Below are 12,549 nucleotides of genomic sequence, written 5' to 3' on the forward strand. Positions count from 1 at the left end.
GGAGATTGACCTTCAGCCAGGCTCGAACGTTACAGGATGGGTGTTTGAGTACCCTGCCACATGAAAGGGACCCGTTATGAACCGCCGTATCCTTCACGTTGCCACCAATGTCGCTCATTTTGACAATCCTGCTCATCCTACCGGATTGTGGCTGTCGGAACTGACACATGCATGGGATGTGTTTGCCGCCAGGGGTTTTGAACAGCATATTGTCAGCCCTCGGGGCGGGAAGGTTCCGCTTGAGCCCAAGGCTTTGAAGTGGCCCCTGTGCGACCAGTCGGCCAGGGCCTGGCTGAACGATCCGGTAAAAATGGCTTTACTGGACTCTACACTGAGCCCCGATGACGTGCGGCCCGAGAATTATGATGCGATCTACTTCACCGGCGGTCACGGCGTGATGTGGGATTTTCCGGACAGTGAAGGTCTTCAGGCCATCACCAGAGCGATCTGGGAAAAGGGCGGCATCGTATCCGCTGTCTGTCATGGATATTGCGGGCTTCTGAATACCCGGCGTGAAGACGGTTCTTTTCTGGTCTCCGGCCGAAAGATCACCGGTTTTTCATGGACCGAGGAGAAACTGGCAGGTGTTGCGCGCGAAGTCCCTTATAATGCGGAAGCGCCGGTGAAGGCACGGGGTGCAATTTACGAAAAGGCACTCCTGCCCTTCATGTCCCATGTGGTGAGCGATGGTCGACTGGTAACAGGGCAGAACCCCTTTTCCGCCAGGGGGACGGCAAGGAAAGTCGTGGCGCTTCTGGATGGGGCTTAACGGGATGCCGTCTTTTTACGGCGGCCAGGACTGACCGACTGACGGCGGTCCTTCGTATCCAGAAGGCGGATATCGCCCGACGTGACGTCGAGGGCTTCAGGGTGCTTCGCAAGCATGTTCGTCAGGACACGATGCGCATTGGCTGCACAGTCCATGTCGTCGGGGCGCTCCTGAATATCCTCAATCAGACGGAGCAGATGCGCTCTGCTCTGGCTCAGGCGCACCTGCAGCGCTTCGATATCCGCAATTTTGCGTGTCAGGGCCTCCATCAGCGCCGCATGATCCCAGTGTGTCAGATCAGAGGGCAGCAGGGTGCGGATTTCATCCAGCGTAAACCCGGCCCGCTGCGCCGTTGTGATAAGACCCAGGATCATCACGGCCTGCGGCGGATAGGTCCGGTATCCGTTAGGACGGCGCTCGACCGTCTTCAGAAGGCCAATCTGCTCATAGAAGCGGATGCGCGAGGGTGTCAGTCCGCTTTGCTGTGCCAGTTCTCCAATCTTCATGATTTACCCCCGGTCATGAACGCAGCTTGACCTTGAAGTTAGCTTCAAGGTTAGGGCCTGTTAGATCTTGAATTTCTTCCCATATTGTAGGGATGGAAGAAGGAGACAGAACAGGCACCTTTACGGACGAGACATGGGCGATCTGGGAACCTCTGATTGAGGAGGTTCGCCCGAGGGGCAAGACGCCGCCACATGATCTGCGGCGGACGATAGCAGCGATTTTCTGGCGTCATGAGAATGGCGCGAAATGGCGGAGTATCCCCGCTGAACTGGGTCCGTGGTGGCGGGCTGCGCAGCTTTTCATCCGCTGGGCGAAGCTCGGCGTATGGGAGCGGCTGCTCGCACTGGTTCAGGAACAACAGGGAGTGGCATTCGGAATGACTTTTCTGGATGGCACGAACATCAGGGCTCACCACAAAGCGGCGGGAGCCCAAAAAAGGGGCCTCTTTCGAAGAGCGGGACCATCGTGAAGCACTTGGCCGCTCTCGCGGCGGCTATGGCACGAAAGTCTGCGTGATCGCTGATGGACATGGAAAAGCCTTCGGTTTTGCGCTGGCCCCCGGACAGGCTCATGAACTGCCCCTGGCACCAGCCATGCTCGACAACCTTCCCGCCATTCCCCTGTGGGTAGTGGCGGACAAGGGCTATGCGTCAAATGCCTTTCGTGAACGGATATGGGACATGGGAGCACGGCCAGCCATTCCCGCGAAACGACGCGATGGCCCGGTCGTCTGCCCCAAATGGGCCTATCGGTGTCGGCATCTCGTTGAGAACCTCTGGGCTCGCCTCAAGGAGTGGCGCGCTGTCGCAACCAGATATGAAAAAACAGCAACGTCGTTCCTCGCGGTCATCCACATCGCTGCCGCAGCAGACTGGATCAAGCCCTAACAGGCCCTAGGCTCTGACCAGTATCCCGTTATTGATCGGCCAGGAGGCGTATCATGTCCTTTGTCACCACATCTGACGGTGTAGAGATTTTCTATAAGGATTGGGGATCGAAGGATGCCCAGCCGATTGTTTTCCATCATGGCTGGCCGCTGAGTGCCGATGACTGGGACGCGCAAATGCTGTTCTTCCTGAGCAGGGGATTTCGCGTCATCGCGCATGACCGTCGCGGTCACGGACGGTCTGCACAGGTGAGTGACGGTCATGACATGGACCATTACGCAGCCGACGCGTCGGCCGTTGTGGAACATCTCGATCTGAAGAATGCCATCCATATCGGGCATTCAACAGGCGGCGGACAGGTGGCCCGCTATGTCGCAAAATATGGCCAGCCTCAAGGGCGTGTGGCCAAAGCTGTGCTCATCAGCGCAGTGCCGCCTCTGATGGTGCAGACGGACCGCAGTCCTGAGGGTGCTCCGATCGAAGTTCTTGATGGATTGCGGGCCGGACTGGCAGCCAATCGGGCACAGTTCTTTCTCGATGTTCCCACAGGGCCATTCTACGGTTTTAACCGCTCTGGTGCTGAGGTTTCCGAAGGCACGATCCGCAACTGGTGGCGTCAGGGTATGATGGGCAGCGCCAAGGCTCATTACGAGGGTATCAGGGCCTTCTCCGAAACGGATCAGACCGGGGATCTGAAGGCCATCACAGTGCCGGTGCTTGTGCTGCAGGGCGATGATGATCAGGTCGTGCCTTACCGGAACGCGGCGGTCCTTCAGGATAGGCTGCTTCAGAACAGCACGCTGAAGATCTATCCCGGTTATCCGCACGGCATGCACACGACACATGCAGATATCATCAATGCCGATATTCTTGCTTTTATCACCCGATAAAGCCTGTACCTTAGGCAGGTGAAGACGTGGTGGCTTTACCTGCCTGATGACCGTTGGGAAACTTTCCCGGCATGTTCGGCGCCTAACGGAAGAAAAGCTGCTTCGTGGCGTAGGACAGCCAGATTTCGTGATGGGCGAACCAGTCCGAGCCCAGAAGCATGTTGGCCTGATCGTGGACGGGGGCGACGGTCAGGACGGGATGTGTCCAGACGGTGCCGCCCAGTTCCAGTTGTCCGAAACGATGCCAGTGATATTGGCGTTCCCCAAGGTCCACGCCTGCCGTCAGGCCACCCGGATCGCGGGCGAGTTGTTCGTCGGTCAGGCCGATGCGATGGGCGAAATCCGTGCTGACGATATGCGAGCGCGCGCCGCTGTCCAGCAAAGCCGTACCCTTCACGCCGTCCAGCGTAAAGGCCACCATCAGGCGTCCAGACTGACGCTGCACGGGGGTTGTCGCCCAGTGTCCGCTCCAGACGGGTGGCTGGTGGCAGACGCTGGAATTCAGGCGCACCGTCCAGAGTGTCAGGCGCTGATGCGGAACATCGAATTCCAGATCGTAATCTGCCAGCACATCCGCTCCCAGCAGACCGTAAACGGGTGGCCGGATCATGGGCGAACCCGGCAGGATGCCGACGGCCATCGTCCCCATACCCAAGGGAAGTTCGCCTGCCGAGCGTGTTCCCAGCCGGAGGTCCTGAATGCGGATGTTCGGTACGAGGCGCGGGCTGCCGTTGGGGCCCTGCATCATCGTGCGATGTTCGGGATCGGGAGGCAGATGCAGCGCCGAGACACCCTGCGGCGTCATGAGGCTGCCTTCGGAACCGGTGTCCACGATCATCGAGGCATCCTGCCCGTTTACCGTGACCGGAACGCTCAGATAGCCGCCATCATCGCGCAGCGGCAGGACGACGGCCCGGGCCAGTTCGCAGGTGGGGGCGGCCTGAATGGTCGTCGCACACAGCGTCATGCCCAGAAACAGGACGGCTGGCAGGGCGCGTTTCATGATCCCTGACCCGAGCGCGGATGTGCCTTGCGCCAGACGTCCAGCAGGTGTTTCTCATCCGCCAGCGTATAGGCCTGCGTGGTGGAGAGGCTGGCGTGACCCATCAGTTCCTGAATGGTACGCAGATCGGCCCCGCCTTCCATCAGATGGGTTGCAAAGGAATGGCGCAGGGCATGGGGCGTTGCGGAATCGGGCAGGCCTTCGCCCTTGCGCCAGTTCCGCATGGCGCGCTGGGCCACGCCGGGATTGAGTCGCCCGCCCCGTACTCCGCAGAACAGGGGCGCATCGGGCGCGGGAGAAGGATGGGCCGCTTTCCAGCTTTCCAGCGCCTCGATCACGGCCGGGAGCAGGGGCACGAGCCGTTCCTTGCCACCTTTGCCGACCACGCGCAGCATGTTCTGTCCCGCATTTGTCAGATCCCGGATATCGAGCGAGAGCGCCTCGCCAATCCGCAGCCCGGTGCCATAGAGCAGCGTGAACAGTGCCCGGTCCCGCAGGGCGGCCTGACTGGTCTCGGCATCATCGGAAATGCCTTCCGCCGCGGCCAGTGCGGCGTCCTGTCCCAGCGGGCGGGGCAGACGCTTTTTCATACGCGGTGTGGCGAGCAGGGACGGGGCCGGGTTGGAAAGATCGTGCCGCAGGGCCAGATACCGGTAGAACGAGCGCAGGGCCGAGACATGCCGCGCCCGCGATCTCGCCCGCGAGTTGGCGCTGGTGGCGCGGCGGGTTGGCTTTTCGCTGCGGGCCGTTTCATGAGCGAGCCAAGCGCGCAGATCGGCGAGCGAGAGTTTCCCTAAGTCCGTCAGCGTGACCTCACCGCCCAGATGCTGCTGGAAAAATGTCAGCGCCAGCAGGATGTCATGGCGATAGGCCTCGACAGTACGCGGGCTGGAGCGCTTCTCATGTGTCAGCCATTCGGTCCAGTCGCGCAGGGCATCGAGCGCCATCAATGGGGCCGTCATGGCATTTCGCAGCGTGGGAGGTTAGATACGGTCATGGCATCCAGCAGCCTATCCAAGCCTGATCCCCGGCGAAAGCCACCTTCCACCGGAACGCGTGTTTCGGTGCTCGTGCCGCTGCCGTTTCCGGGACCGTTCGATTACCTCGCGCCCATGCCGCTTGAGCCCGGAGACCTCGTCACGGTTCCGCTGGGCCGGCGGGAAACCGTGGGATGTGTCTGGGAAACCGACCGCACCCTGCCTGCTGATTTTGCGTTGCCGGTCGGTCGTGAGGTTCCGCTTGCGCGTCTGCGTCCTGTCATCGGGAAACTGGATGTCCGGCCTCTTCCGCAGAGCCTGCGCCGTTTCATCGACTGGGTCGCGGCCTATACGCTCACCCCGCCGGGTCTGGTGCTGGCGATGGCGACGCGTATCCATCTCAAGGACACGCCTAAGCCCGCTCTGGGCTGGGTACGGACGGAGATGCCTGAGGGCGATCTGCGTATCACGCCGGCCCGTCGCTCCGTCCTTAATTTTGCCTCGTCCACGCCCATGACGACCGCCGAACTGGGCGCGCGGAGCGGGGCAAGCGCTGCCGTGATTCGTGGACTGGCCAGTGCCGGTCTGCTGCGCGAGGCCGTCATTGCCGTGGCCGCCCCATTTGCAACACCGGACCCGAGCCATGGCGCGCCGAAGCTCTCCGAAGAACAGGCTGAAGTCGCGCAGGAACTGTGCGGTCCAGTCGAGGCAGGGCGGTTTCAGGTCACGCTGCTGGAAGGTGTGACCGGATCGGGCAAGACGGAAGTCTATTTCGAGGCCGTGGCGGCCTGTCTGGCCAAGGGGAAGCAGGTTCTGGTCCTGCTGCCGGAAATCGCGCTTTCTGCCCAGTGGACTGACCGTTTCATCCGTCGCTTTGGGGCAGAACCTGCTGTCTGGCATTCCGATCTCGGGGCCAAGCGACGTCGTGAGACATGGCGCGCCGTGGCGGAAGGCAGCGCCCGCGTTGTGGTCGGCGCTCGCTCGGCGCTGTTCCTGCCGTTTTCCGATCTGGGCCTCGTCGTGGTGGACGAGGAGCACGAGAGTGCCTTCAAGCAGGAAGAGGGCGTCATGTATCATGGCCGGGACATGGCGGTCGTCCGCGCCCGTCTGGCGGATGCACTGGCTATTCTCGTCTCCGCGACGCCGTCGCTTGAAACGCTCGCGAATGTGGAGAGCGGCCGCTACCGGCATGAACTCCTGACCGCGCGACACGGCGGGGCCACCTTGCCGGATGTTTCACTCGTGGATATGCGGGCCGATCCGCCGGAGCGGGGTCTGTTCCTGTCGCCCAAGCTGTGTACCGCCATCGACGAAACGCTGGAGAAGGGGGAGCAGGCCATGCTGTTCCTCAACCGGCGTGGCTATGCACCGCTGACGCTCTGCCGGGCGTGCGGGCATCGGATGCAGTGCCCGAACTGCTCGGCCTGGCTGGTGGAACACCGGGCGCGGGGCATGCTGACCTGCCATCACTGCGGGCATACCGAACGGATTCCAAAGGATTGCCCGGAATGTCACGCGGAGAACTCGCTCGTGCCCATCGGACCGGGGATCGAGCGCATTACGGAAGAGGCGAAGCTCCGGTTCCTGGACGCAAAACTGCTGGTGATGTCGTCTGATACGCTCGGCTCTCCTGCTGCCACGGCGGAGGCGGTCCGGAAGATTTCGGACGGGGAGGTCAACCTCATCATCGGCACGCAGATCGTCGCCAAGGGCTGGCATTTCCCGAAGCTGACACTTGTGGGTGTCGTCGATGCCGATCTGGGTCTGGGAGGCGGTGACCTGCGGGCGGCGGAGCGGACCGTGCAGCTTCTGCATCAGGTCGCAGGTCGCGCAGGCCGTGCCGAGCATCGCGGCCGCGTGCTGCTTCAGAGCTATGTGGGCGAGCATCCCGTCATGACGGCGCTGGTGTCCAACGATTTCCAGACCTTCATGGAGCAGGAAGCCGAACAGAGACGCCCGTCCTTCTGGCCGCCTTATGGACGGCTGGCTGCACTGATCGTGAGCGCTCCGAGTGCTGAAGCCGCAGATGCGCTGGCACGCGACATTGCACTGGCTGCTCCGGAGAGGGAAGGGGTGCAGATTCTGGGACCAGCTCCGGCCCCGCTTGCCGTCTTGCGCGGACGGCATCGCAGGCGGCTGCTGCTGCGGACGATGCGGGGCATCGCCGTGCAGCCGATCCTGCGGGAGTGGCTGGCCGATATCAAACCAATCGGGGGAGCAAAGGTCGATATTGATATCGACCCCATCTCCTTTCTTTAAGGCTGGAAAATCAGCCCTTGCGCTTGCGGAAGAACTCGACCGTTGCGGTGACGACCGCGATGACGGCCAGGATCTGCTGGAAGTAGGGACGGAAGCGCTTGGGGCCAAAGGTCGCCATAGCCGTCATGCCAGCCAGACCGATTTCACGGGCGCGCGTGGCCTTCTGACAACAGGTCTTCATCTTGGAGCAGCAGCTCTTCTTGGAACCGGCCTCGGGGATAGCGGTTGCATGGGCGGGGGAATGCTTTGTCATGCGAAAATCTCCTGAAAAAAGGAATCAGGGGATGAACACCCGGCAATACAAGGGGTTGCCAGAGCAACGACAGTGAGACGCCGTATGGAGCGTCAGTCCTGCTGGCCGTCGCGGGCCTTTTCCAGCTTTTTGAGCTGTTTGTCGGAATCGGGTGATTTCGGATTCAGCAGTAGCATCTGATGGAAGGCCTGCAGAGCCGCATCCGGTTCATTGCGGTCGTGCTCGGCTTCGGCGAGCATTCCCCAGGCTGTCGGATCGCCGGGATCGGCCTGAAGTTCGACGCCCAGATCCGAGATGGCGCCGTTATTATCGCCGGCCATCAGGCGGATGGCTGCGCGCTGGCGATACAGAATGGACTGGTCGGGCTGGATGGTGATGGCGGAGGTCAGATCATCCTGCGCCCGCTGGAAATCATGTTTCTCCAGCGCATCATGCGAATCGCTGATCAGCATCTGCACGCTGCCGGTCAGGGCACGGCTGCGGAGTCCTTCCGTGCGGTCGGCGATTTCACCGGCCTGCTTTTCATTCCCGGCCATGGCGAGAGCCTTCTCGGCCTCCACGAGACGATCGTGGAGTGTGCGGCGGGGACGGGATGTCGGGGATTTGGGAGAGGCCTTCGCAGCCCCTGCTGCAGGAGCGGGCTGGACTAGCGGTGCAGCCGGAGGGGCTGCTGGGCTGGAAACCGGTGGATTTTCCGCAGGTTCAGCCTGAACTGGCAGACATGTCAGGGCCGGGGTACAAAGCAGAACGGCGCCAGCCATCAGCCAGCGCCGTCCGTCTGTCATCCGGCAGACCAAGGGGTTCAGCCCTGGCGAGCCTTCATGCGCGGGTTCTTCTTGTTGATGATGTAAACGCGGCCGCGGCGGCGGACAACGCGGCAGTCCTTGTCGCGGACCTTGGCGGACTTCAGGCTGTTGCGGATCTTCATGGTGATCAGGCTCTCGACGGGTAAGGCCCTTGCGGACCGGACAGCGGGCCGGAACGCCCGCGAAAGAATGGCCCCGCTTACCGATCCCGCCATGCAGAGTCAAGCTGACAAGCCGCCCGGATGGCGGAATTCCTTGCTGTCGCCCTTTTGCAACATGCTGCAACAGCGGTGTTCCGGGTCTTTGTTGCGGCGATATTTTCTCCTAACGTAAACTTCATGATCAAGCGCCATTCCCGTCCCGCCCGTCTGCTGGCCCTTCTTCCTCTCGCCGTCGCCCTGGCCGCGCCCGTCATGGCCCGGGCCGATGACGGCGACGCCAAGACCAATGACGACGATCCCACGATCAACCAGCAGGGATTCGCCATCAACAAGATCCTGCGGGTGCTGCAGACCAATCCGGACGCGGCAGGCAATTCCTGCATCAATGCGCTCAAGGAGATGCACAAGGCGCAGACGGCACTCGGCAAGGAAGAAGGCATCGATCCCGAGCACAATCAGGATATCGGCGTGGCGCGCGATGTCCTGTCCTCCGAAATGGAGGACGTCACGAATATGTGTGGTGCCGATGCCCGAACCTATTGCCGCAGCGCCGCCACGCATCCGGACCCCAAGCTGACTGCGGCCTGCAACGCCCTGCCAACCGAAGAAGACTAGCCTGCAGACAGACACATCCGCGTGAGGATCTGTCTGTCAAAGCGTGTCCAGAGGATTTGAGGACTAACTTTTCCGGGCAAGCGCTCCTAAGGTTTGAAGTCTGATTCTGGTAACGAGGGCCGTGGGACTGTTTCTGATGAAGTCTGTGCCGGGTGGGGAGCAACGCTCTTGACCGCAGCACTACAGTCAGTTCTTCGCCCGGGGTGGCTCCAGTTCAGTCTCAGGACCTGGTTTGCACTTGTCCTGGCGCTCGGAACGGCCTTCTGGTCCCAGCTTGATTCGCCTGCCAGTGCAGGCGTGACCGTCATGATCCTGGCCCAGCCCCTGCGTGGCCAGGCACTGTCCAAGGCGTTTTACCGTCTGGCCGGCACCGTGCTTGGCGTCAGTGTCTCCATCATTCTCGTCGCCATGTTCAATGAGGAGCGGGCCCTCTCGCTGGGTGGGGCGGCCCTGTGGATTTCAGCCTGTGCTTTCGTGGGCTCGCTCGAGCGCGATTTCCGGTCCTACGGGGCGCTTCTGGCGGGCTATACGGTCGCGCTTGTGGCCATCCCCACGATGGATGATCCGCAGAACATCTATCCCGTCAGCATCGCCCGCGCCTCCGATATTGCCATCGGCGTGGCCTCCATTGCGGTCGTCAATATTCTCTCCGGCTCTCCGGAAGCCTGGCGCCGGCTGTCCGAGGCTATGGAGACGCTGTCCCATCGCGTGCGGCAGACCGGCAAGTCCGCCGTCATGGGCGAGCCGATTGCCACGCCGGAGGAAATGATCGGGCTGAGCGGCGAGATTCTCGCGCTCATGACCCAGATTTCCTACGCCCGGACCGAAGTCGAGCGCGGACGCCTGCGGATGGCGGGCGCGCGGCTGGGTATCATCGGCATGCTGACCGTCCTGACTACCAGCCGTGCCATTGCCTGGCTTCTGGAAACCGGTGGCATTTCCGATCTCCTGATCCGTCACGTCCGGGCCTGGCATGAGCGCTCCGAGGATGGCACGACCCGTCTTGAGACGATGGACACGATTCTGGATGGCATCCGCAAGGAAGACCCGGATTTCGTCCCCTCGGCGCGGGAAGCCTGGTTTTTCGAGCGCTGCTCGACGCTTCTCAGTAACCGTCTGCACATCCGCACCGGCATGAACACGCTCCTGCGCGCCACACCGGCGGGCGATGCGCTCAAGCTGGCTCATCTTGAGAGCAATCCGGATTACGTCACCGCCTTCATCAACGCGATGCGCGTCCTGCTGGGCTTCAGTGTCGCCTCCGCGCTCTGTCTTGCGTCCAGCATCCCGGCTTCCGTCACGGCCCTGTCGCAGACGGCGCTGGTCCTGACGCTGGCGTCCACGGCCATTGATACGGCACAGTTCGGTAAGGGTGCGATCATCGGCATGCCGGCTGGCATTCTCGTGGCCGCCTGGCTGGACTTCATGATCCTGCCGCATGTGGAAAGCATGCTGGGACTGGCGCTGGTCCTCCTGCCACAGACCATCGTGTCCTGCCTGCTGCTGATGAACCCGAAAACCAGCGCCATCGGCTTCAATTACGGCGTGTTCTTTCTGGTGTTCATCGGGCTTGGCAATCACCACAACTATGATCCGCTGGCCTTCATCACACGCAATACGTTTTATGCCATGGCGGCGGTGCTCTCCTTCGTGCTGCTGGTCCTGCTCTGGCCGCCTACCGCGCGGCGCCATCGTTTCCGGCTGGCAGTGTCCATTGCCTATGATCTGGAAACGCAGCTTGCCGGACATGGTGAGCGTATGGGCCCGCCGCTGCTCAGCCGGAAATATGAACGCCTCAGCCAGTTCCTGATGTGGACGGACCGGATGCAGGATCCTGGTCTGCGCTCCCGGCGCGTTTTCAACCGCTTCGTGGCGCTGGAGGATTTTTCCAGCACGATTGCCCGCGTCCGGCACTATCTGGATGAGGCCGGGCATCTGCACGGACTCAAACCCATGGTCCGTCATGTGCGGCGTCTGCTGGCCCATGACAAGCTCGGCCTTCTGGAGGCTGAAATCCCCGAACTTCAGGCCATGTTCTTTGAGCGCCTTTCGGAAGGCATCCGCGAAGAGCAGTCCATGATCATCAACTGTATCGGCGGTCTGGAAGCGGTCCGGACGATGGTGCGTCTGAACCGTTCGGCTGTGCATCACTACGGGATAGGACGCAAGCGATGGTAATGACACAGGTCGTCGATCTTGATGGCGTGCTGGTTTCGGCCTTCGTCATCAATCTGGCGCTGGCGCTGGTCACGCTCGGGATCCTGCGCTGGATCATGGGCTGGTTTGACCTATGGCGCTTCGTCTGGGACCCGCCACTGGCCCAGTTCGGCATCCTGATCTGCCTGGTTGGCATCTACACCCTGATCCTCTGACCCTTTTACTCCCGCTCCGAATTCCATTTTTCGAAACCAAGGTGACCGTCCCGTGCTTGCCAGTGCCCATCGCCTGATCCGCTTGACCATCACGCTCTGCATTCTCGTGGTGGCGGCTCTTGTGGTCGTCATTCTGTGGGATTACTACACGGCCTCTCCCTGGACCCGGAACGGACAGGTGCGTGCGCAGGTCGCCAATATCGCGCCCCGCGTCTCGGGACAGATCCTCGAAGTGCGGGTGAAGGACAACCAGTTCGTCCACAAGGGGGACGTGCTCTATGTCATTGATCCCTTCGACTTCCGGGTGGCGCTCGATACGGCCAAAGCCCGCGTCGCCGAACGCAAGGCCGATCTGGAGTTTCGTGTCGTTCAGGCCCAGTGGCGCAAGGCCATCCCCGGCACGGCCGTCTCGGTTGAGGAAAAGCGGCAGTATGAAGCCCTGTCCCAGCAGATGCAGGCCCAGTACGATGCGGCGCAGGCTGCGGAACGTCAGGCCGCGATCAATCTGGAACGAACGGAAGTCCGCAGTTCCATCGACGGCATCGTAACCAACCTGATCATGCGTCCCGGTGACTTCGCAACGGCCGGTGTGGTCAACATCCACATCATCGACACCAGTTCCTACTGGGTGGACGGCTATTTCGAGGAAACCAAGGTTCATGACCTCGACGAGGGCGATCTCGTCCGCATGGATCTGATGGGCTATCACGACCCGCTCTTCGGCCATGTTGAGAGCATCACCCGCGGTATCGCCAGCAACAATGCTCTGGTGAACAAGCAGGGGCTGCCGGAAGTGGACCCGGTCTATACCTGGGTCCGTCTGGCGCAGCGTATCCCGGTCCGCGTGAAGATCGACAAGATCCCCGATGACCTGACGCTCGCCGCCGGCATGACAGCCACGGTGACCGTCGTGTCAGAAGAGGGCAACCGCCGTCACCGCTCCACCCATGCTGCTTTCCAGCATTTCGGCGACGACGTCCGCCATCTGTTCGGACATCGATAAGGATTTTGGAATAAAAGTTTTTGGGTTCCGCCTTTTTTCAAAAAGGC

Annotated in this window: 14 protein-coding genes; 8 read left to right on the forward strand and 6 right to left on the reverse strand. The window is 61.6% G+C overall.

Annotation, left to right across the window (positions count from 1 at the left end):
- The first annotated feature begins 76 nt into the window (after positions 1 to 76).
- Positions 77 to 769 (forward strand): type 1 glutamine amidotransferase domain-containing protein, encoded by a 693-nt coding sequence (locus ACJ2A4_RS09750; RefSeq protein ID WP_408872675.1) that lies wholly within the window; start codon positions 77 to 79, stop codon positions 767 to 769.
- On the opposite strand, the gene ACJ2A4_RS09755 is transcribed toward ACJ2A4_RS09750, so the two are convergent.
- Positions 766 to 1,275 carry a MerR family transcriptional regulator gene (locus tag ACJ2A4_RS09755; RefSeq protein ID WP_408872676.1) on the reverse strand — a complete coding sequence of 170 codons (510 nt, stop codon included), beginning with the start codon at positions 1,273 to 1,275 and terminating at the stop codon, positions 766 to 768. The two genes, ACJ2A4_RS09750 and ACJ2A4_RS09755, sit on opposite strands and share 4 nt — an antisense overlap.
- 92 nt (positions 1,276 to 1,367) lie before the next feature.
- Here ACJ2A4_RS09755 and ACJ2A4_RS09760 point away from each other — a divergent pair.
- Positions 1,368 to 2,163, forward strand: a protein-coding gene (locus tag ACJ2A4_RS09760) for an IS5 family transposase (protein ID WP_408872677.1) whose coding sequence is annotated in 2 segments (ribosomal slippage) — positions 1,368 to 1,708 and positions 1,707 to 2,163 — 798 coding nt in all. Because the reading frame shifts where the segments join, the coding sequence is not laid out codon by codon here.
- A 53-nt stretch (positions 2,164 to 2,216) separates the two neighbouring features.
- Positions 2,217 to 3,053 carry an alpha/beta fold hydrolase gene (locus tag ACJ2A4_RS09765; RefSeq protein WP_408872678.1) on the forward strand — a complete coding sequence of 279 codons (837 nt, stop codon included), beginning with the start codon at positions 2,217 to 2,219 and terminating at the stop codon, positions 3,051 to 3,053.
- An 82-nt stretch (positions 3,054 to 3,135) separates the two neighbouring features.
- Here the strand turns inward: ACJ2A4_RS09765 and ACJ2A4_RS09770 are convergent, their stop codons facing one another.
- Positions 3,136 to 4,056: a retroviral-like aspartic protease family protein gene (locus ACJ2A4_RS09770; protein WP_408872679.1), complete on the reverse strand. Its 921-nt coding sequence runs from the start codon at positions 4,054 to 4,056 to the stop codon at positions 3,136 to 3,138.
- A complete protein-coding gene (locus ACJ2A4_RS09775; RefSeq protein WP_408874150.1) occupies positions 4,053 to 5,006 on the reverse strand; it encodes a tyrosine recombinase XerC in 954 nt (317 codons plus the stop codon). Before ACJ2A4_RS09775 ends, ACJ2A4_RS09770 begins: the two co-directional genes overlap by 4 nt.
- A 45-nt stretch (positions 5,007 to 5,051) precedes the next feature.
- Between ACJ2A4_RS09775 and ACJ2A4_RS09780 the strand changes: the two genes are divergently transcribed.
- Positions 5,052 to 7,292 carry a primosomal protein N' gene (locus tag ACJ2A4_RS09780; protein WP_408872680.1) on the forward strand — a complete coding sequence of 747 codons (2,241 nt, stop codon included), beginning with the start codon at positions 5,052 to 5,054 and terminating at the stop codon, positions 7,290 to 7,292.
- 10 nt (positions 7,293 to 7,302) lie between these two features.
- On the opposite strand, the gene ACJ2A4_RS09785 is transcribed toward ACJ2A4_RS09780, so the two are convergent.
- The 3 genes from ACJ2A4_RS09785 to ykgO form a co-directional block, all read right to left on the reverse strand.
- Positions 7,303 to 7,545, reverse strand: coding sequence for a hypothetical protein (locus tag ACJ2A4_RS09785; RefSeq protein ID WP_062511236.1), 243 nt, complete (start codon positions 7,543 to 7,545; stop codon positions 7,303 to 7,305).
- 92 nt (positions 7,546 to 7,637) lie between these two features.
- Positions 7,638 to 8,306 (reverse strand): tetratricopeptide repeat protein, encoded by a 669-nt coding sequence (locus tag ACJ2A4_RS09790; RefSeq protein ID WP_408872681.1) that lies wholly within the window; start codon positions 8,304 to 8,306, stop codon positions 7,638 to 7,640.
- Positions 8,307 to 8,347: 41 nt separating this feature from the next.
- Positions 8,348 to 8,473: a type B 50S ribosomal protein L36 gene (ykgO, locus tag ACJ2A4_RS09795; protein ID WP_007281615.1), complete on the reverse strand. Its 126-nt coding sequence runs from the start codon at positions 8,471 to 8,473 to the stop codon at positions 8,348 to 8,350.
- Positions 8,474 to 8,689: 216 nt separating this feature from the next.
- Here ykgO and ACJ2A4_RS09800 point away from each other — a divergent pair, with 216 nt between their 5' ends.
- From ACJ2A4_RS09800 to ACJ2A4_RS09815, 4 genes are all read left to right on the forward strand, one after another.
- Positions 8,690 to 9,127, forward strand: coding sequence for a hypothetical protein (locus ACJ2A4_RS09800; protein ID WP_408872682.1), 438 nt, complete (start codon positions 8,690 to 8,692; stop codon positions 9,125 to 9,127).
- Between the two features lie 168 nt (positions 9,128 to 9,295).
- Positions 9,296 to 11,305, forward strand: coding sequence for an FUSC family protein (locus ACJ2A4_RS09805; protein ID WP_194259598.1), 2,010 nt, complete (start codon positions 9,296 to 9,298; stop codon positions 11,303 to 11,305).
- Positions 11,305 to 11,499, forward strand: coding sequence for a DUF1656 domain-containing protein (locus ACJ2A4_RS09810; protein WP_194259615.1), 195 nt, complete (start codon positions 11,305 to 11,307; stop codon positions 11,497 to 11,499). The genes ACJ2A4_RS09805 and ACJ2A4_RS09810 overlap by 1 nt, the downstream gene beginning before the upstream one ends.
- 52 nt (positions 11,500 to 11,551) lie before the next feature.
- Positions 11,552 to 12,502: an efflux RND transporter periplasmic adaptor subunit gene (locus ACJ2A4_RS09815; RefSeq protein ID WP_408872683.1), complete on the forward strand. Its 951-nt coding sequence runs from the start codon at positions 11,552 to 11,554 to the stop codon at positions 12,500 to 12,502.
- The last annotated feature ends 47 nt before the right edge of the window (positions 12,503 to 12,549 follow it).

The sequence above is a fragment of the Gluconobacter roseus genome (assembly GCF_046058915.1).
GTDB classification, from domain to species: Bacteria; Pseudomonadota; Alphaproteobacteria; order Acetobacterales; family Acetobacteraceae; genus Gluconobacter; species Gluconobacter roseus_A.